Here is a 19,294-nt window from a genome sequence, read left to right as displayed (position 1 = left end):
TGAGAGCGATGGCAGGAAGGCCGAAAATTACCATCACCATGGTGGGCAAAAAAGGGGACGGGGCATGCCATTACGGACACAAGATCGGCGATCGGTTTGACTTTGATCAGGATCGGGGGAAAATGTGCCCGATGATGCTGCATACCGCTTTTCCGTATATCGACATTTTACGATATGGCGGGACGGTTCCGGGCGAGGACAGTGAAGATGAGTGCCTGTTCTGCTGTCCGGACGCGAGAGTGATCAATATATTTAAAATTGCGAGAACGAACAAATAGGGTCGAGTGACCGGTTTGAAGGGAGTAAAGTGATGCATATTGGCGTAAATATTAAAGAAAAGATTTTAAACGATGTAAAGATGGCGGTAAAAGAGTTTGAGCAGAGGCCGGATATCCGGACAAGGTTCGGGGAACCGATTGTCGGATACGCGGATTCCAGAAATGTTATTTTTGACATGTATTTTTCGAGAACCATCTGCGATCATCCTAAAAAAATTTATCGCCCCGGGAATACGGTTGTGGTGCATTTTGTGCCGTACGCTCCGGAAATAACGGAGAGCAACCGGGGAGGCGACGCTCCTTCCGAAGAGTGGAAACGGGCCTTTATTGAATCAATGTGGCTTTCCATGCGTCTGAACGGGGTAATCCGAAACGCGCTGGAGACCGTGGGAAGACTTTCCTCATGTACCAATACGCCGCTGGACTGGAATGAGGAACTCTGCAGAGAAACCTGGTCCCACAAGCTTGCGGCTTACGCGGCGGGTATGGGAACTTTCGGACCTACGGGCTGTCTGAAAACAAAGAATGGGTTTGCGGGAAGATTCAGTTCGATTATAACGGACGGTCAGTACGCGGACGCTTTCGAGCCGCTCAGCAATGAGCAGCTGGAAGAGATTTATCAGGAGATACAGCGGCAGTACCGCATCAAAGGGGTAAAAGGCGTGAGCTGCAGTCAGGAAATGATCAACGCCTGTCCGGCCGGAGCCATCAGTGAGGATGGAATTGACCGGAAAATTTGCCAGGCATACTGCAAAACCATTGATGAGGCGATTCCTTCGCCGGATATATGCGGTAAGTGCTTCTTTTACGAATAAACCGGAATCCGTTTTTACGGCTGCGGGGATGTTGGTGAAAATCCAGTGCTGAAATACAGCGTTTGGATTTTTCCTTCCCCGCGGTTTTTTTGTTGTAAAGATTTGTGAAACGAATGTCTTTCTATTAGATGGAAAATTTTTCAAAAAAATAATTGACAAATTATGGAAAATGGTGTATCTTGTGAATGTAAGATATTTCCAAAATAGAGAGGTAGAGACATGATGGATTATGAGGTTTTTCGAGAGGTTGTTTCAGAACGGATAAAAGATTTCCTGCCGCCGATTTTCAGCAGTTATAAAGTAAAAATCAACACAGTGCGGAAGGTAAACGAGGAAAAAGAGGCGCTGATTATGATGCCGGAAAAATCAGGTGAACTTACGGCTATGCCCAATATTTATCTGGATGAAATGTATGAGGAATTTCAAAAAGTAGAAGATCTGGATGTGGTGCTTCGTTTGATGGCGGCAATGGTGATTCATTATACCGGGCGTTTTAAACCCAGTGAGGTGGATCTGGATTTTAAGCAGAAAAAGGACGCCATTGTTATGAATCTGATTAACACGGAGAAGAACAGGGCTTTATTGGAGCACGTCCCGCACAAGGATGTTTTGGACTTATCGATTGTTTATCGGATTATTATGGCCAGAGAAGATAACGGAATGGCGACGGTTCTTATTACATACGAAATGCTAAAGGATATGGGAATGAGCCAGGAAGAACTGGAGCAGATCGCATATATAAATACAGGAAAGATGTTTCCTGTAGAGATTTTCAAACTTTCGGAATTTCTTTACGTGATGACCAATGAGGCCAAGGTGCACGGCGCGACTACGATGATGTACAAGGATGCGGTAAAAGCTCTGGCAGAAAAAATAGGAGGGGACTTTTATTTGATTCCCAGTTCCATTCATGAAGTGATGGCGATACCGGAGGGTACGCTTGACCCGAAGAAATTAATTCTTATGTTGGAAGAGGGCAATCGCACTTGTTGCGCGGAAAACGAGATTCTTTCCAACACGATTTACCATTACAGCGTGAAAAAAGATTGTTTTTCCATGGCGGCGTCTTATTGCACAAAGGAAGAAATGGACATATAACAAAAGAATCTTTTTTACAGGCAGGAACGTTTTGATTCTGAAAACCATAGTCTATACAGAAATGAAAAATTAAGAAAAGTAGGTGAAATAAATGGGTAACAACTGCGGACTTCTCCATGGAGAAGGTATTGATACCAGCTTATTATTTTTCTTCTTGCTGCTTGTGATTATCTTCTGTAACTGCTACAACTAGAAATGTTCATAATGAAAAGGAGCGCGGCGGAAGCTGCGCTCCGCGTTTCCCCACAGGGGAATATGACACAAAGGAAAAGAGGGAAGGGATTTACGATGAAACAATATTTACGAGCGATACTCATGACCGTTATTGTACTGGCGGCAATGCTCCCTGCGGGAAGCGCCGATTCTTTCGCGCTTGAAGAAAGTGAAATTACAGTACCGGAAACCATCCAGGCAGAGCCCAATCCGCTGGTAGAAGAACCTTTGCCCAGAACAGAACTGGATGTGCAGCAGCCGGATGAAGCTTCCGGTCGGAGAGCGCTGCCTCCCAGGTATCATTCGAAAGATGAGGGACTGGTAACATCTGTTAAGGATCAGGAGAACTACGGGATCTGCTGGGCTATGGCCGCGATCTCCTGCGCGGAAACTTCGGTGCTTAAGAATTATGGAAAAAGGAAGATTGATTTATCGGAAGCGCATCTGGCGCATTTTATTTATAATCGGCCGTCAGATCCTCTAGGCAATACCCAAGGGGACAGGGTGATTTCGGATAGGAAGGAAGATTATCTGAATATGGGCGGCGATGATAAAAAGACGCTACTGGCGCTTGCGGGGTGGACAGGCGCGGCGCGCGAAAGCGTGTTGTCCATGAAAGACCTGACGGCAGGCGGGACAGGCCGTTTTGTGCCCCAGGAAAAAGCATGGCAGAATTCCTACACTCTGAAAAATGGATTCATGCTGCCTGCTGACAGCGAAAGGGAAACGATCAAACGGATGATTCTCAAATACGGTAGCCTGAACGCGGCGCTATATACCGATCCTTTTTATTTTGAGAGCGAACATATGGAAGCAAGTTACTGTGATGTGCCGGAAATCGCAAATCATGAAGTCTGTATTGTCGGGTGGGATGATACGTACAGCAGGGACAAGTTTAAAGACGGAACCAGGCCGCAACAGGACGGAGCGTGGATCGTCAAGAATTCCTGGGGAACCGGATACCATAAAGCGGGCTATTTTTATCTTTCTTATGAGGATAAAAGTCTGTGCGACCTGATTGCCTACGAATTTCAGCCGGCAGATACCTATGACCACAATTATCAGTACGATGGGAACATCTATCCAAGCTATCTGGCGGGGATTGAAAACGGAGGGAAATTTGCCAATGTGTATGAGGTAAAAGGAGAGTCTTCCGGCCGGGACGAAATCCTAAAGGCCGTGGGGCTTGTGACCTATACTCCGGGGATGAAATACAGCGTTCAGATTTATAAAGATTTGAAAGATAAAAGCGATCCGGAAAGTGGAACTCCGATGCTGGAGGAATCGGCAGCCGGCACTGTCGCCTTTGCCGGATTTATAACAAAGGAACTGCCGGAGGAACTGGTTCTGTCTCAGGGAACGCGGTTTTCGATCGTCATAACGGTAACCGACGCGGGCGATAACGGGACAATAGGAACGGAGACGGAAATGGATACCGGCGGAGCGGTATATCACGCCGAAGTCTCGCCGCGCCAGAGTTTTATGAAAGCGCCTTCAGGGGAGGACGCCAAATGGGAGGATCTGTATGAATATGGGGCTTGTCTGAGGATTAAAGGCTTTACAGAAGCGGCGGAGATGGTTGGATTGTAAAACCAAAGTAGGCCTTTTCTTATTTGAGGCCCCATAATTATGAGAGGCAGCCGAATCGGGAAGTACGGATTCGGCTGTCCCTGTGACATCTTGAGAATCAACTTTTAAAGGGGAAGTTCTCTTCCGTGAAAAATTACTTTCAGCACCCTGTTTTCACATAGACAGAGGGGATCCTGCTTGTAAAGATCCTGCTCTGTAATGATCAGATCCGCGTATTTCCCCGGCCGGATACTGCCTATTTGGTCTTCCATGCGCAGTGCGTAGGCTCCATTGATGGTCAGAGTTTTGAGCATTTCATGGACAGAAACACGTTCTTCTTTTCCTAAAAGCCCAGCCGGGTCATTGATATCAGTCATTCCATATTTTTTAATATCATGCGGATTGTTAAAATTCCTTGTAACTCCGGCTTGTATTGCGTAAAATGGATTGGGTTCCGGCGTGATCGGGTGATCTGCGGCAGTTGTTAGGATCATCCCCGCTTTCAAGAGAGAAGCCAGAGGATATTCGCTTTCTGCTCTATCCTTTCCGAGGAAGGGGAGTTCAACGGTGTCATAAAGATTTTTGTCTTTATACTGCCAATATGGATTTACACAACCGATAATCCTCGCGTCTGCCATTCTTTTTTTATCCTTCTCAGAAACAAGCTGCAGATGTGTAATGGTATTTCGCGGGTCCGCCTGAGAGACTGCCTGCGCTTCTTCGAGAGCGTCCACCGCAAAACGGACAGCGCCATCGCCGATTGCGTGTACATGAATATCAAGCCCGTGGCGCATTGCTTCTTTCATGGCATAGGTCAGCGCGCCACGATCCCAGAGAACTTCTCCGGTATAGCCGGGGTTCTGCTTTGCCGCGGGTTCGTACGGGGAAAGCAGATAAGCGGTAGCGGCCTCTACTGTTCCATCAACAAAAAATTTTGCGATGTGGATGTTGAGCAAATTGCTGTCGTAGGTTTCTTTCTGCTTCAGAAGATCTTTGATTTGCGAGTCTGTATCATAACCTACTTTAATTTCCCGGCTTCCCGCAATGTTCATTGTTAGTTTTCCCTTCTTCTCCAGATCCGCGATCACTGGATACATAGGGAGGGGATCAGGGCTGGCAGAAGCGCGGAGTCCCATAATAGTTGTATAGCCAAATTTGTTGAGAAGAGACTGCATGAAGAGGAAGGCCTTCTTTTTTTCTTCATGGGTAAAAGAAGGGTCTGGGACTAGAAAACGGGCTTCTTCTTTGATTGTCCCCCAAAGTTGTCCGGTACGGGGATCTGTTTCAATCACTCCGCCTTCCACTTCTGTATCGGCAGTAATTCCATATTTCCGAAAAGCTTCGCTGTTCAGCCAGCGGATATGACCGCCAAAATCAGAGAGCGCAATGGGTTTGTCCCTACAGATTTCATCAAGACGTTCCTTCTTCGGGCCAAGAGATTTTTCTTCACCGGGAAAGAGAGACCCGTTAAATCCCCTGCCGAAATATTCCTTCTTGTCCGGATTGGCTTCAATAAAATGGCGAACCGCCTCCAGAATCTCATCTACAGTACCGGCAGCGGAAAGATCTAAATTATATAAGACATTATAAGCGTTGCCGGGGATGTGAACATGAGATTCTACAAATCCCGGATACATGGATTTCCCCTCCAGATGCAGTATTCGGGTTGAGGGGCCGATATATTTCGAATCCGGTGTATGGGAGCCGGCGTAAATAATACGGTCCCCACTGATGGCAACGGCTTCAACTGTAGGAAAATCCTCTTCCATCGTATAAATCGTTCCTCCGTAAATGTAAAGTTCTGCAATCATGCTGTCACCTGTGCTCCTTTCTGTAAAATGATACTGTCTTTTTGTGCTGGTTAAAGCGGTGGGTAGATATAAGAATATTATAATTATTATAATGTTTTTTTAGAGCAGGGCATAATAGCATTTTTTTATAACAGAATAGTTTGAATTTATCGGCATATCTTTATAAAAACGCCCTTACCCGGAGAGGAGTTTATCCGGGCAGGGCGTTCTTTTGAGTGTGCTTAGGCGTCAATCCGTGCCTGAATTCTTGCCTTAGTCCGTTCTTCACCGAGAATCTGCTGGATTTCCCAGACATCCGGAGACTGGCTGCGGCCCATAACCGCGATGCGAATGACAGTGCTGACATCGCCTACATGGCCCTTGTATTGATCCGGATTTTTCTTATAATCCTTGGGTCTGGCGGCGTAGCCTAGTTCTTCCGCAATGGCGCGGATTTTGTCAAACCACTGACCCTGATCGTCGCTGTGATCATAGGTTTCCAGATATTTGGCAAGAATTGTTTTCGCGTCCTGAGCGGCGTTTTCCGGGTAAGCGTCTTCGATACGGAAATAATCGTCAAAGAAGTAGCGGATGAATTCGAAAATCTGTTTCCCGTATACAAGATCTTTTCTTGGCTTCTTGCCGCTTCTTCCCAGATCGAGAATTTTTTCAATATAATCCTCATGCCCTTCAAACAGAGGAAGGATTTCCGGCTGAAATTCAGCGGCCCAGGTTTTCATAAACTGGCAGAGCCGCGAAGCGGGAAGCTTTACCAGAACGTCTTTTGATACATCGTTGAGTTTATCTAAATCAAAGAGGGCGCCGGAGTTGCTCATCTTTTCCGCCTGGAACGGGAAGTCGACCGCTGGGGTGTCCGGATTGGCCTGCCGCCATTCCTCGTAATTAGAATTGAGGATGGTCAGCAGATATTCCCGCACCGCCTCCGGCAGATATCCTTCCTGGCGATAATAGTCGAGAGACAGTTCCGGGTCTTTTCTCTTTGACAGCTTGCGTTTATTTCCATTGTCCAGCTTCATGAGCTGCGCGGTATGGCAGAATACGGGCATTTCAAATCCCAGCTTTTCAAAAAGCTCCACATGAATCGGCAGGGAAGAGATCCATTCTTCGCCGCGGATTACATGCGTCGTGCGCATGAGATGATCGTCTACCACATGAGCAAAGTGGTAAGTGGGGATCCCCGTTGCTTTCAGGATAACAACGTCCTGATAATTTTCCGGCATGGAAAGCGTGCCGCGGATTCCGTCTTCCACAGAAATTGTCCGGGCTTTTTCCGGATCCTGGTTTCCATCGGACCGCAGACGGATTACATAACTCTGTCCGGCGTCAATGCGGGACTGAATTTCCTCGAGCGATAAATTCCGGCAGGCCGCGTATTCTCCGTAAATTCCCGGATTCTGTTTTTCCTGCTCCTGTTTTTCCCGGATTTTTGCGATTTCCTCTTCACTCAGAAAGCAGGGGTAGGCCTGGCCCTTTTTTATGAGTTCTTTTACATAGCACTGATAAATTTCGCCCCGTTCACTTTGATGGTAAGGACCGTACTCGCCGACAGAACCGTCGACAGTCGCGCCTTCATCAAAATCAATGCCGAAAAAATCCAGAGAAGTTATAATGGTTTCCACCGCGCCTTCTACATACCGCTTGTCGTCGGTATCCTCAATACGAAGGTAAAAGATGCCGCCGCTTTGGTGGGCGAGGCGTTCGTCTACAAACGCGCCGTAAAGATTTCCAAGATGAATAAAGCCGGTCGGGCTTGGCCCCAGCCTGGTTACTTTCGCGCCTTCCGGCAGGCTGCGCGGAGGATAAATGGTTTCATAATCCTCGGGGGTTTTGGTAATTCGCGGAAATAAGAGCTCCGCCAGTTTATTATAATCCATGGCAAACTTCCTTTCTTAATCTGACTGGTATTAGCAATACTTTATTATACGATGAAACCCCGCGTACTGCAAGGCTCAGGGCGTGAAACCGCCATCCTGCCCGGACTTTACAGCAGCTTTCTTTTTTTCATAATCAGCAGGACCAGGACGCAGATAACCGTGATTCCGCCGCAAATGATTCCAAAGCCGTGCTGTATCTGGGACAGAGGCATCCAGCGTCCGTCCACATTCATGCCGTAGAGCCCGGAAATAATCGTGGGAATACCCATGACCAGCGTAACGGCTGTCAGCAGCTTCATGACGCGGTTCAGCTTGTCGTTGATGATATTGGAGATCAGTTCCCGGGAACCGTGTATGATGTTGATATAAATATCGGTCATCTCCACAGCCTGTTTGTTTTCGATGACCACATCGTCGAGAAGCTCCTTGTCTTCCGAATACTGCTTGATCCGTTCATAACGCACCAGACGGTCAATAACCAGCATATTGGATTTTAACGACGCGGTAAAGTATACCAAGTTGGATTCCAGCTCGTGAAGATCAATTAAGTCCGTATCCCGCGCCTGATTGTTGATGGCTCTGTTTTCAATTTCCTGTCTGCTCCGGTCGATATAACGCAGCAGACGCTGGTATTCAATAGCGACTGCGTAAAGCAGCTGATAGACGAAACGGGTTTGTTTTTTCGTGCTGAAGGACTGGGTGGTTCTCCGGACAAACGAGGAAAAAATATCGCTTTCATCCGCGCAGACGGTAATGATTGCTTTATCCGTGAGAAATACGCCCAGAGGGATTGTCGTATAGGCGATCCGCTCATGCCGGATTTCCTCACTGGGAATATCGACCAGGATGAAAGTGTAGCCGGTCTGCTGCTCGACTCGGGAAGTTTCCTCATCGTCTAAAATGGCGATGATATCATCGGCGTCAATCTGGTACTTTTCCGCGATCAGATGGATTTCTTCCATAGACGGGTGGGCCAGATCGATCCAGACGCCATCTTCAAATTCCTTTGTTTCCGAAAAAACTCCGCTGTGTGTCTTATAGATTGTCAGCATATTTCTCACCTCCTCTTTTAACCGTTACCAGTTTAACCGATAAAAAAGCCTGCGTCAATTTTTCCGAATAATTTCTTTCGGTTTCTCCTATTATCGCATTTCCCGTCATAATTAGGACTTCCTTTCCGGGGAAAGGTGGGCTATACTAATAGTAAGTAGAACAACAAAGGAGGAGTTTTATGAGATTAGGAGAATTGCTCGACAGTCGGCAGCAGGTGAGCAGAGAACGGCTGATCGGTAGGGAAATAGAAGTAATGGACAAAGAGGCGCTTATCCTTGCGCTGCAGGAGGTAGAGACAGTAGAAGATGGAGAGCTGGAAATGGCTGTGCGGCTGCTCATTCTCCATGAGGACGATGAATTTGCGGAAGACACAGCTCTGCGCGGGAGGTGGAGCGAAGATGACGACTGGGGTGAGGAAGAAGAGCGGGAACAGACGAACCGCCAGCAGCTGATTGAATCCATGGAGGAAAGTGAAGAAATTTCGATTTCCGATATTGACGCTTTTATCATCGGCGGAAACCGGTATGAAACGCTGGCAATGTATCAGATCGGATTAGAAGAGCAGCCATATGAAGAAATTCTAATGCTGAAAGAGTTTGCGGAGGAAGGGATTATTGATGATGAATGGCTGGACAGAGATGTGGAATCCCTGGTGATCACCGAATACGAGGTAGAACCGGAAATGTTTGAGGTGGAGTGGGACGTGGACATTCTCTCAATGGAAGTGGAAATACAAGAACCTGCGGAGGAAGTGCTGGTTGGAAAAGTCTTAGAATGCAGCTGCGGACATTATGACGTGCCAAAAGAGTTTTCCATAAAAGGCCGCCAGGGAGAGGAGATTACGGTAAAAATTTACGGTGTATATCCCCATAACATCTGGACGGACGCGGCCTGCCTGAATGAAGATTTCTCAGAGCTGGAAGAAATATGCAGACGTGATGAACGGCTGCTTCTGGTGGAATATTCGACCGAACCGCAGCTGCAGCTTAATTTTTATACAAAAGATTATCTGGACTCTCCGGCTTATGGGGAGGACCCGGCTCGGGGTCTGCTGCTGTTCCCGGCTTCTGAGGATTCGGACCGGCTTTTGTGCGTGGTGGATGTGGTTCCTGAAGACTTTGATGGGGATGTTGAGCTGGAACTGCTGTCCTATTTGATTTAAGCTCGAATTCCCATAAAATGAAAAATGTGTACAATTTACAGGGTTCCTGTTTTGTACACATTTTTATTTTCAAAAGTGAAAGACCTACAGCTGTTCCAGATCCGCGGGACTGTCTGCCCCATCCAGGGAGTGTTTTACACGGTCCCGTTCCTCGGCAGTCTTAGCGTCATTCCAATGATCCATGGTACCTACCAGATAGCCGGTAATTCTGCGGATGCGTTCAAATGGTACATGGGAGAATTTATAGTTCAGATCCGCGTACTCTCCGTCTAACTGAATATCCAGACTCTCCAGCTTTCTTCCGTATTTTTCTTCCAGATAATCCACGTAAGCCTGAGCTTCTTTTGGATCTGCGTTTCCTGTAATTTCTACGTTCAAAAGATTCACCTCCAATAATATTCGAGTTCTTTTATTTATATTCCCTGAATTGGGACTTTTAAACAGTATGTAAACTTCTTTCTTTTCGGATTGCGGGTCTCGATATTCAACCACAGATTGGTTTAAAACACTCTGCGGTTGTGTTTCTGCCTTGTAATATCTCCCCAGTAGTCTTTGTATTTCCGGTACTGGATAAAGGCGCTGAGACGAAACAGCGTGATCAGCTGGCGGAATCCGAAGGCTTCCAGAAAAGCAAACAGAAAAGCTTTTCCGATCTGGGAGGCAGTGATCTCCGTGTCGAGGAGATAGATCCGGGAGAGGAACGAGGCACTTGTCACCAGAGCGCTGAAAATAATAAACAATACAAAATACCAGATCATAAAATCCAGATAAATCATTTCCAGAAAGATTGCCGCGATGATATTCAGAAGCCCGATGATTTCGATCAGAGGACCAAGACACTCGACAATCAGATAATAGGTCATGGAAACCATGCTGATGACGCCGTAGGTGGGATTGAAGATAATGTCATGGTGCAGGGTGATACTCTGTATCAGACCCATATGCCACCTGCGGCGCTGCTTTTTCAGATCTCCAACGGATTCCGGCACCTGGGTCCAGCAGTTTCCGTCCGCGACATTTATGATTTTGTAGGGAATCCTGTGACACTTGCAGAAATGATGTAGCTTTACAACCAGCTCCATGTCTTCTCCGACAATGGAGGTATCATATCCGCCACAGGCAATAACCAGACTTTTCTGGAACAGTCCACAGGCTCCGGAAATGATCATATTTCCACTGAATCCGTTGAAGAACAGCCTGGAGCCGAGAAAGGATCGACTGTATTCCAGCATCTGGAGTAGTACCAGCTTTTTTTTGGGAAACGCCAGATGTTTGACTTCTCCATCTTCAATAACCGCCTGATTGGCGATCTGGATCATGCCGCCGCAGGCAATCACTCTCTCATCCTCCAGTATAGGCTCCATCAGATTTTTCAGCGCATCTTTCTGCAGGACAGAATCCGCGTCAATTTCCAGAAAATACGCGTATCTGGAAGCGTTGATACCCATGTTCAGCGCGTCGGCTTTTCCACCGTTTTCCTTGCAGATTAGCGTGATCGGAATACCCTGGCGGACGGTTTCCCATATAGAGAGGACATCCTTGCAGGGAACCTGGCGCCGAATCGGGCGTTTTATTTCCACTAGCTCAAACTGATTGATTACGGCACGGGCAGTATCGTCTTTTGAACCGTCATCAACAATAATGATCTCGTATTCCAGGTAATCGATTTTTTCCAGAGAACGGATGGTATCAAGGATGGTCAGGGATTCATTGTAAGCGGGGACGATGATGGATACCGGCACATACCCGGAAGCGTCCGACAGAGTGAATTCAGAGAGAAAGGTTTTCTTTCTGGACTTTTTTTCAAGAGCCAGCGCGCCAGCGATTGTCGAGACAAATAAAAATCCCGCGTACAGTAGCATGTAGAGAAAGAAAAAGACATTTATAAATTCCACAATAGTCCGAAGCATTGTTTTATCTCCTTTAAGAATGTTCCCTAGTTACGGTTTCTTTTCGGTTCAGCGCGTAATTCATGATTTCTCTGGCGTAGAGGTCAGGACTTTCCAGGACATCTTCCAGTTCCCCGCGGGTGCAGATCTGCGCCAGGGTCTGCGCGCAGTTGTATCGCACATGCCAGTTGCTGTCATTCAGACGTTGCTTGAGAGCTGCGGCTGTTTCGTCTCCGGGATAACTCCGCAGCGCCCCTGCGGAAATCGCAGCGTATTCCCATGTGTCCGACAGAGCGAAGCGGATCAGTATCGGGCGGGCCCGGGAATCGGGAACCGTTCCAAAGTACCGCATGAGTCGCAGGCGGACCTCCTTATGGGAAGTCTGATCGGAAAACATCTGCAACAGCTTGTCCCGCACAGCAGGGGCGTCATTGGAATAGAAAAAGGTGATGATTCCCAGCTTGATATCGTTGCTGCAGGAATCCAGCAGCAAAAGCAGCGCTTTGGAAAGCTCTGTGTGGGAACCTTCAAAATCCGAAAGTGTGTCGGAAATCAGTTTCGTGTTCACAGGCGCCTCAAAGGTATCCAGCTTCTGCAGAGCATGGATGAACAGATGGATATCCGCCAGCTTCGCGAGACTCCGCAGGACCTCCATCCTTGTCAGCGTAGATGGAATCTCCAGGCAATCAAGGAGGAACTGAGCGATTGCGGGGGACTCGGTATGGTGATAGCCGATTAAATAAATCAGGTAATTCTTTACAAGGATCTGCCGGTGGGTGCACAGGCGGATATACTGTTCAATGCGGGCGCAGGCAAGAGCGCGGAGAGACTCATCTTCCACCCGGTTTTTTGCCAGCATACAGAAAGCAGCGTGAAAGATCAGTAATTTTCGGGAGCGGAATCCGGACAGGCGGAAGGTAACGCGTCTGTCGGCTTTTATCTGAGCCAAATCTTTCCGCAGACACGCCAGTTCTTTTTGGACCTTGTGGCGAAATTGTTTTTTCCAGGAGTAGCGCCGCACGGTTTCATATAGGTTATACACGCACAAACACAGGCAGAAGAAGATAAAGAGATATAAAACGGCCGTATAGCTTTCTGTCAGTTCATGCATGATCAGTCCTCCTTTTCCAGACAGCGTCCGTAGATATCCTGTAGCCAGGTATAGGATTTTTTGAGGCGCTGGTGCCAGGTGGGAGTTTCTCCCCAACCTTCCAGTGCAAAGCGGTGAAAGCCAGTTTTTCGGACCGTGCCTTCCGAGCGGACACAGAGCGCCACGTTCAGATGGTCAATGGAGAGATTTTCCACACCGTAATGTTCATAATAATCGCCGTGAATCTTCATTGCGGAGGGATCGCTGAAATTCAGCAGCCCCCATGGTATCCGCAGCTCAATATCATCTCCATGGATGTAATAATCTGCCAGGGAATTATAATCCTCAGAATCCGGATTCCCGTTACCATGAATCAGTTTTCCGGAAGGAAAAACTTCTGCGGGGAGCGTTTCCTGACTGGAAAGCTGGATGCGGTACTGGAGAAACTGGCGGGCATCGTCAAATTCTCCGCTGTCCGGCGCAGGTGGATCCAGATAGGGATCGGTTTGATGGATGTTCTTTCCGTACAGGGTTTCAGTGGTATTGTAATATTCCTGGACAAGGAGATCCGCTTTATTTTTTCCCTCGATGAGGATGACGAAATCCACTCCTTTGTCGTAGGAGAGATGGTTAGTCGTATCCTTGTAAGCCCCGGATTTCGGCGTTGTATCAAGGGGGATATACAGCGTATCCTCAGCCGGTTCCAGGTTTTCCTTGTGTACACGCAGATAGAGATATCGTTCGTCGTACATCATGGAAAGGGACATACCACGGGCTTTGGCAATCGGATCTGTGTCCTTCCACTCGGAAAGATCCCCGTCGGGGTAAGAGAGGGTTGTTGTTTTTCCCGGTTCAAAAGCGAGAATTCCGAACATCTGATCAGCGGTCTGGACATCGCTCCAGTACGGGACGCGGGTAGTATCAACAGTCGCCAGTGTATTCCAGGTGCGGTTTGACCATTCGTCCTGCCAGGTAAACACCATACCGCCCGCGCAGCCGGACTCCATAATATCTTCAAACAGCATGCGGAGCCCCTTTCCCTGCGCCTCTTCTGTGAGATTCCCCTGATCCAGTCCGCGGATCTGATCGGTCTGCGCGATTCCGCGGGAGGTGGGCAGACCGTATTCGGCAATGACGACCGGCTTACCCCGATGATGGCAGTTTAGCGCTTTCAGATAGGTCCGATAAGAGTTTTCTTCTCCATTTTTCAGAAAACGGGTCTCATAATTCAGAAACGGCGGATAGTAAGGGTACACGTGGTAAGAGGCAAAGGTTCCTGATTTTACGGTATCCTCTAAAAGGATATGCTCAATATCCAGTCGGGTATGGTTATTCATGGCAGAGGCAGCCCAGGTCTGGTGCCTGAGGGGATCGGTTTCCGACCAGTTGGAAAAGGCGACCAGACGCTGGGCATTGTACTTACTTTCCTCATACTCCATCACCTCGTCTCCCACTTCCGCGAGGAAGCACTCAAAAGGCGTGGCGCCATTGGTTGTGGAAAAGTAGGTTCCGCGGTAGCTGGTGATGTGATCCTGTTTTTCATTGGTATAAATGATAAAGTCCGGATCCCATTCTGAACCAAGGATATATCCGATCACATAGGGAGAAATATCCCACTTGTAGGTGCCGGAACCGTAATTGCTGTTAAAGCGTATTCGTTTTTGGCCGTGAATAATATCGACCAGTTTTTTGCAGTCACTGATAAAGGTATCGTGTACCTCCGGCGAGAAAGCGTCCAGATGAGAGCGGAGGCTGTAATCATCGACCGGTACGCTGTGCATCAGGTAGAGGGGATTTTTCCTGCCTTCATTGTAATCGTAAAAGGCGTGGTAAAAGGTATCGCTCTGGATGGTATAGACGCGGAGAACATTTACGTTCATCTCCTGCATGAGGTCAAACCAGTTCATGTACGTATCATAATCAATGGCGAAATCCGAGGCAAAATGCCCGGGAATGGCAGAGCCGAGATTCATTCCGCAGATCGTGAGCTTTTCCCAGCCGCTATCTTTTTGGACATAAAGGTTTTTTCCGTCCGCGCGGGCCTGAACCCGCAGCGTATCTTCGGCCTGAAGGCTGAACGGGATGGTCGTATTATAGTAAATGTAATGAATGCCCATGTAGCCGATTACCAGACATGCACAAAGAATCAGAAACTTTCTCATAAATAAGCCTCATTAATTATAGGATTTTACCATGGATTCATGACAGTACTGATGCAGGACTTCGATGTTTTCGTCCATGAATTCCAGGCGGTCTTCAATAAAATCTTTTAATTGCGCTATCGCTTCCTGGTAGCTGCGTAGCTCGCGATTGGGATCGTCGAAAAAGACTAGGTTAAAGGAATACCCCCATTTATCAAAATTTCGATCAATGGCAGGACCAAGAAAGCGGATCGTTTCATCAATGTAGTTCATCAGATATTCCTCATCAAACCAGGTTTTTCGCAGCGACTGATAGCGAGAAATAAGCCGGTTCACAAAGGTTTCGTCTTTGTACAGCATAAAGAACCAGGGGGAGTCCTGCATGAAAAAGTCCTGCGGATCGATCTCGTAAAGTCCGAACGCATTGTTGAAATCCCAGACCGGACCCATGGTCAGCTTTCCACCCAGAGGCTTGTAGGCATAGGTGGACAGGCTGCCGGCATCCAGATTTGCGGAAACTTCGTTAATCAACGCGTAATCGACGAAAGAATCTACATCCAGAAAATTGTAATAGCCGTAATCCCACTCGTCGTAGTCATAGGAATAGAGGAGCTTTTCCATCTCATTGATATTGTCGATAATCCAGCGCCTGGTTTCACCGGTCATGTCCAGGGCTTTGGGATAAAGAATTCCCAGTTCGTACTCTGTATAACCTGCCTGCCCGCCAAAGGTGTTAATCGGATCATCGGTGCTGCCCACACGGTTCCGTTCGATGAGATAGGAGGTTTCTGTCTGGCGGTCATCGTACTCCCGCAGAGGAAGCCGATCTTCGTCCACTTCTATGGATTCGGTCATAACATAAAGACCCTGATACTCGCCGTTCAGAAAGACTTCACAGTAGCGTACATCCGGCGCCCATTCCATGATTTCTCCGGACAGATTATACATCATATAGTTGCGGAGCAGGGATTTGTCCAGCCACGGTCCGTACAGAATCCAGTCGCAGTCTGATTCCATCCCCATGATGCTGAGGTTCTTTTTTTCTGCCGGATTTTTATTCTCGCGGAATTCCAGCCGATAGGAGTGTTTGTCAAAATGGCGAGAGGAAGCGCCACGGATATTAATCTGTGAAGCAGTTTCAATATCCGGTGTATCCGTCAAATGGTGCCGCTTTCCTTCTTCATCCCAGATCCTGATATCACAGAAAATTTTGCTTTCCCGCTTCTCACTCAGCTGTCTGCCTCTCGTATCAATGGAGACAAGAGGCAGATGGGTGCAAATCCGGGATGATTTGTGGGAGCAGGCGGGAAGTTCCTCCGCGCTTTCCGCCTCCAGATGCTGGTGGACCCGCGTTTTCGTATTTTCCCTTGTATTATCCACATGCCAGTTCGCGATTATGGCAATCAGACAGGCGGCCAGTATCACGGTAACGCACAGCAGTTTTTTCTTCATCGCACAACCTCTGCTGTCCTAACGGGTCATGTCGTCCGTCTGCATTACCAGATTGGCGACAATCAGAGAATCCAGCTTGAACAGCCGGTCTGTCACTTCGTCCTCATTCTTTTTCCGCGCTTTTTTTATCGTACGTTCGCTGAGTTCATAAATAAACTCCACTTCGTTTTCGTGAATATTCTTGGAGCGCATCTGCAAGGTACGAAAATAGAGAAACATAATGGATTCCACTGCCTTTTCGTCCGCACGGCCGCAGCGGATAACATACAGATATTTTCCGTCAGAGTGGATTTGTCCCATGATAATCAGGAAAAGAAAGATAACCGCGCTGCCGATGGCGGCCAGGGCAAACTGCGCGACTCCGCAGCAGATCCCAATACCGATACACCAGAAAATGAAGGTGGTGTCGCGGGAATCTTTTACAGCAGTACGGAAACGTACAATGGAGAGGGCGCCGACCATACCAAGGGACAAGGCGATGTTGTTGCTGATTACGGCCATGACCATAGTTGTAATCAGCGTGAGCATTACAAGGGAAACGTTAAACCGTTTGCTGTAAGCCACACCGCTGTAGGTGATCCGGTACGCCAGAAAAATGACAAGACCCAGGACCAGCGCCACTAGCAGACTGATGAGAAAGTCGCTCAGTCCTTTATCATTCATATATGTAAAGTTTTGCAAATTATCAAGAATGTATTGTTTCATCGTTTTCTGCTTCCTTTTCTGATTTTGTAGTAGGATCCGGCCTGACAGCGTCTGTCAGTAACAACGCAGCCTGCCCAGGACATATTTGCTGTTGGCCTGGGGAAGCTGATCAATGCAGGCGAGGGCTTCCTTAATATAGCTCAGGAGGAAATGATCATATTTGACCTCCAAAACGCCCGTGTCATCGGGCATGAGCGGAGTGAAATTCGGATTGTTGGTAAACAGGTCAAAGTTGCAGTCGCTGCTCCGCACATGGGTATCGAAGGTAACGCGGATTTTATTGATGGCGCTGACATATGCGATGCGGTCATATTCAATCAGCACCGCAGGCCGGTAGATTCCAATCCGCATTTCCCGATAAATATACTGGGCGACAGACGTGTTCCAGCCGGCAAGAAAATCAATATTTCCCCGGGCCAGCTCCTGCGCCTGATCGCGGGAAACCGTCAGAGAATATTTCTGCTGATCAAGACCGTGCTTTACTTTGAGTTCCAGCTTCGCTTTTGTGTCCTTCGGAGAATAGATACGGAGCCGTATTTTTTTCTTGGAATAGTGCCCGTTCAGTACATCGTGAAGATCCTGGTTGTAGACAGAGTCGAAATAAAGGGAACGAACCGGGTAACCGTCTGGGCCGCTGAACGAATCCTTTTTCATGATCCTGGACAACTGACGCTCCAATTGGGCGTACTGGATGATGGAAATCCGATATTTTATTTCCTTGCGGAATACCTGCTGCATATTCTCTTCCTCCGGCGTATAACTCAACTCCCCGCTGCTTTCGTATAATGTATTTATTAATACCCTATATACAAATATTTTAACATAGTTTGACGTAATATTGAAAAAGAAAAAAGAAAATACGCGGCCATCTGGGACAAACTGCGTTTTTTTCTTGTTAGGAGGTGTCGGTTGGGATACAATAGGAAAAAAACAGGAGGAAACGGACACAAATGGGGCATTTTATCCGCTGGAGAGAGTACAGACGCAGAATTGCAGTTTTTCTTTGGGCAGGCATGCTTGTTTTTACCGGAGTTCTGGCAGGGGGATGCGGGGCGGAAGATGGCGCGAAGATGCTTTCCGGAACTGGAATTTTCAGCTGGTCGGAAACGTTGCCGGAAAAGAAGGAGGAGCAGAAGCAGTTGCAGGAGACTGCGGAGCTGCTGGAGATTGAACGGGTTTTTCAGGCTTTTCCGGAATCGATGGAGGAGGGAAGCGCCGGCGGCTTTATTTCCGATCTGGGGTTGCGGGGAATAGAATGTTATGGACTGATCGGCACTCCTGAATGGGGAACTGACAGCGGCATGGGGGAGGCCTGCCGCAGGATCGATGAGCTGGCGGATTATAACGGGCGTGTATCGGACGGCAGGCGGCTAGCAGGAGTGGTCGCGGATATTGAACCATATCTTCTTTCCCGCTGGGATACGCAGCCACGTCAGGTGATGGAAGAGTTTTGCGGGAGCATGAAAGAGATTTACCTTCATGCCAAAACGCGGGGGCTTTCTCTGACTTTATGTATCCCCTACTGGTATGATGAGGACTATCCGGAATTCTTGGAAGCGCTGGTACGGGATTGCTGCGATGAAATCGCGGTTATGAACTATTATGTAGGAAAAGAACGTAGCCATATGGAGACGGAACTGAAGCTGTGCAGGCAGTACGGAAAACCGATTATCTGCGTTTCGGAATTTCAGCCGCCGGGAGATCATGATTTGACGAATGACAATACTTATTATAATCGGGGACTTGCGGCAGCGGAAAAAACCTGGCGGCTGATTCAAAAGGACAGCGGTTATGGGAAACTGACATTTGCCTATCATTATCTGGAACCGGTGCGGGAGCTGGCGCTATCGCGATAATCCGCCCGGATCCGGATTTTGAACAGGGAAATCAATTTTTGAAAATGCAAAAATAGCAAAACAGGTGTATAATGCAAGAATGGAACAGAATCTCATTGGGATCAGCCGTGTACCTTGCTATTACTGGCTTCTATGCCTGCTGAAACTGATTGAGCCGGACTCGTTGCGGAAATGTTTTACGAAATGGGTAACCAGCCTGCTTCCGGAAGACTGGAGCGGACAGACGCTGTCGATCGATGGAAAAAGGATTCGTTCCACCGAGCGAATGAGCCGCTGCGAGAGCCCGCT

The 19,294-nt window shown here is 47.9% G+C and carries 15 protein-coding genes and 2 pseudogenes; 7 read left to right on the top strand and 10 right to left on the bottom strand.

What is annotated here, in order from left to right:
- Positions 1-8 precede the first annotated feature (8 nt).
- The 4 genes from H9L42_RS08160 (at position 9) to H9L42_RS08145 (ending at position 3,994) form a co-directional block, all read left to right on the top strand.
- Positions 9-278, top strand: coding sequence for a TIGR04076 family protein (locus H9L42_RS08160; protein ID WP_187302906.1), 270 nt, complete (start codon positions 9-11; stop codon positions 276-278).
- A gap of 32 nt (positions 279-310) precedes the next feature.
- Positions 311-1,093 carry a hypothetical protein gene (locus H9L42_RS08155; protein WP_187302905.1) on the top strand — a complete coding sequence of 261 codons (783 nt, stop codon included), beginning with the start codon at positions 311-313 and terminating at the stop codon, positions 1,091-1,093.
- 219 nt (positions 1,094-1,312) lie between these two features.
- The gene (locus tag H9L42_RS08150; RefSeq protein ID WP_187302904.1) at positions 1,313-2,191 is read left to right on the top strand and encodes a DUF5688 family protein; all 879 of its coding nucleotides are present in this window, start codon (positions 1,313-1,315) and stop codon (positions 2,189-2,191) included.
- 288 nt (positions 2,192-2,479) lie between these two features.
- A complete protein-coding gene (locus H9L42_RS08145; protein WP_187302903.1) occupies positions 2,480-3,994 on the top strand; it encodes a C1 family peptidase in 1,515 nt (504 codons plus the stop codon).
- 104 nt (positions 3,995-4,098) lie between these two features.
- Here the strand turns inward: H9L42_RS08145 and H9L42_RS08140 are convergent, their stop codons facing one another.
- From H9L42_RS08140 to H9L42_RS08130, 3 genes are all read right to left on the bottom strand, one after another.
- Positions 4,099-5,784, bottom strand: a complete 1,686-nt coding sequence (locus H9L42_RS08140) for an amidohydrolase (RefSeq protein ID WP_187302902.1) — start codon at positions 5,782-5,784, stop codon at positions 4,099-4,101.
- Positions 5,785-6,005: 221 nt separating this feature from the next.
- Positions 6,006-7,658, bottom strand: a complete 1,653-nt coding sequence (gene gltX, locus H9L42_RS08135; RefSeq protein ID WP_187302901.1) for a glutamate--tRNA ligase — start codon at positions 7,656-7,658, stop codon at positions 6,006-6,008.
- A 107-nt stretch (positions 7,659-7,765) separates the two neighbouring features.
- Positions 7,766-8,710, bottom strand: a complete 945-nt coding sequence (locus H9L42_RS08130; RefSeq protein ID WP_187302900.1) for a magnesium transporter CorA family protein — start codon at positions 8,708-8,710, stop codon at positions 7,766-7,768.
- A 179-nt stretch (positions 8,711-8,889) separates the two neighbouring features.
- On the opposite strand from H9L42_RS08130, the gene H9L42_RS08125 reads away from it, so the two are divergent.
- Positions 8,890-9,873, top strand: a complete 984-nt coding sequence (locus H9L42_RS08125; RefSeq protein WP_187302899.1) for a hypothetical protein — start codon at positions 8,890-8,892, stop codon at positions 9,871-9,873.
- Positions 9,874-9,957: 84 nt separating this feature from the next.
- Here the strand turns inward: H9L42_RS08125 and nrdD are convergent.
- From nrdD to H9L42_RS08090, 7 genes and pseudogenes are all read right to left on the bottom strand, one after another.
- Positions 9,958-10,110, bottom strand: a pseudogene (gene nrdD / locus H9L42_RS17450) (anaerobic ribonucleoside-triphosphate reductase); the annotation flags it as partial.
- 263 nt (positions 10,111-10,373) lie between these two features.
- A complete protein-coding gene (locus tag H9L42_RS08115; RefSeq protein WP_187302898.1) occupies positions 10,374-11,783 on the bottom strand; it encodes a glycosyltransferase family 2 protein in 1,410 nt (469 codons plus the stop codon).
- A gap of 13 nt (positions 11,784-11,796) precedes the next feature.
- On the bottom strand, positions 11,797-12,873 hold the full coding sequence (locus H9L42_RS08110; RefSeq protein WP_187302897.1) for a HEAT repeat domain-containing protein: 1,077 nt from the start codon (positions 12,871-12,873) through the stop codon (positions 11,797-11,799).
- 2 nt (positions 12,874-12,875) lie between these two features.
- The gene (locus H9L42_RS08105) at positions 12,876-15,014 is read right to left on the bottom strand and encodes a hypothetical protein (RefSeq protein ID WP_187302896.1); all 2,139 of its coding nucleotides are present in this window, start codon (positions 15,012-15,014) and stop codon (positions 12,876-12,878) included.
- A gap of 12 nt (positions 15,015-15,026) precedes the next feature.
- Positions 15,027-16,445, bottom strand: a complete 1,419-nt coding sequence (locus H9L42_RS08100) for a CotH kinase family protein (RefSeq protein ID WP_187302895.1) — start codon at positions 16,443-16,445, stop codon at positions 15,027-15,029.
- 18 nt (positions 16,446-16,463) lie between these two features.
- Entirely contained in the window at positions 16,464-17,150 is a 687-nt protein-coding gene (locus H9L42_RS08095) for a DUF4956 domain-containing protein (protein WP_243235716.1), read from the bottom strand.
- Between the two features lie 54 nt (positions 17,151-17,204).
- The gene (locus tag H9L42_RS08090; protein WP_187302894.1) at positions 17,205-17,888 is read right to left on the bottom strand and encodes a polyphosphate polymerase domain-containing protein; all 684 of its coding nucleotides are present in this window, start codon (positions 17,886-17,888) and stop codon (positions 17,205-17,207) included.
- Positions 17,889-18,100: 212 nt separating this feature from the next.
- Here H9L42_RS08090 and H9L42_RS08085 point away from each other — a divergent pair, with 212 nt between their 5' ends.
- Complete coding sequence (locus tag H9L42_RS08085) at positions 18,101-19,006, top strand: hypothetical protein (protein WP_187302893.1); 906 nt, start codon at positions 18,101-18,103, stop codon at positions 19,004-19,006.
- A gap of 79 nt (positions 19,007-19,085) precedes the next feature.
- A pseudogene (locus H9L42_RS08080) lies at positions 19,086-19,294 on the top strand (hypothetical protein); the annotation flags it as partial.

It is taken from the genome of Zhenpiania hominis, assembly GCF_014333425.1.
Classification (GTDB): domain Bacteria; phylum Bacillota; class Clostridia; order Peptostreptococcales; family Anaerovoracaceae; genus Hominibacterium; species Hominibacterium hominis.
The sequence above is the reverse complement of the archived record's forward strand: the minus strand, read 5'-3'. Positions and strand labels throughout refer to the sequence as shown.

Coding starts and splice junctions, on each gene's coding strand:
- H9L42_RS08160 (WP_187302906.1), top strand. CDS start 9: ATGGCAGGAAGGCCGAAAATTACCATCACCATGGTGGGCAAAAAAGGG.
- H9L42_RS08155 (WP_187302905.1), top strand. CDS start 311: ATGCATATTGGCGTAAATATTAAAGAAAAGATTTTAAACGATGTAAAG.
- H9L42_RS08150 (WP_187302904.1), top strand. CDS start 1,313: ATGATGGATTATGAGGTTTTTCGAGAGGTTGTTTCAGAACGGATAAAA.
- H9L42_RS08145 (WP_187302903.1), top strand. CDS start 2,480: ATGAAACAATATTTACGAGCGATACTCATGACCGTTATTGTACTGGCG.
- H9L42_RS08140 (WP_187302902.1), bottom strand. CDS start 5,784: ATGATTGCAGAACTTTACATTTACGGAGGAACGATTTATACGATGGAA.
- gltX (WP_187302901.1), bottom strand. CDS start 7,658: ATGGATTATAATAAACTGGCGGAGCTCTTATTTCCGCGAATTACCAAA.
- H9L42_RS08130 (WP_187302900.1), bottom strand. CDS start 8,710: ATGCTGACAATCTATAAGACACACAGCGGAGTTTTTTCGGAAACAAAG.
- H9L42_RS08125 (WP_187302899.1), top strand. CDS start 8,890: ATGAGATTAGGAGAATTGCTCGACAGTCGGCAGCAGGTGAGCAGAGAA.
- H9L42_RS08115 (WP_187302898.1), bottom strand. CDS start 11,783: ATGCTTCGGACTATTGTGGAATTTATAAATGTCTTTTTCTTTCTCTAC.
- H9L42_RS08110 (WP_187302897.1), bottom strand. CDS start 12,873: ATGCATGAACTGACAGAAAGCTATACGGCCGTTTTATATCTCTTTATC.
- H9L42_RS08105 (WP_187302896.1), bottom strand. CDS start 15,014: ATGAGAAAGTTTCTGATTCTTTGTGCATGTCTGGTAATCGGCTACATG.
- H9L42_RS08100 (WP_187302895.1), bottom strand. CDS start 16,445: ATGAAGAAAAAACTGCTGTGCGTTACCGTGATACTGGCCGCCTGTCTG.
- H9L42_RS08095 (WP_243235716.1), bottom strand. CDS start 17,150: ATGAAACAATACATTCTTGATAATTTGCAAAACTTTACATATATGAAT.
- H9L42_RS08090 (WP_187302894.1), bottom strand. CDS start 17,888: ATGCAGCAGGTATTCCGCAAGGAAATAAAATATCGGATTTCCATCATC.
- H9L42_RS08085 (WP_187302893.1), top strand. CDS start 18,101: ATGGGGCATTTTATCCGCTGGAGAGAGTACAGACGCAGAATTGCAGTT.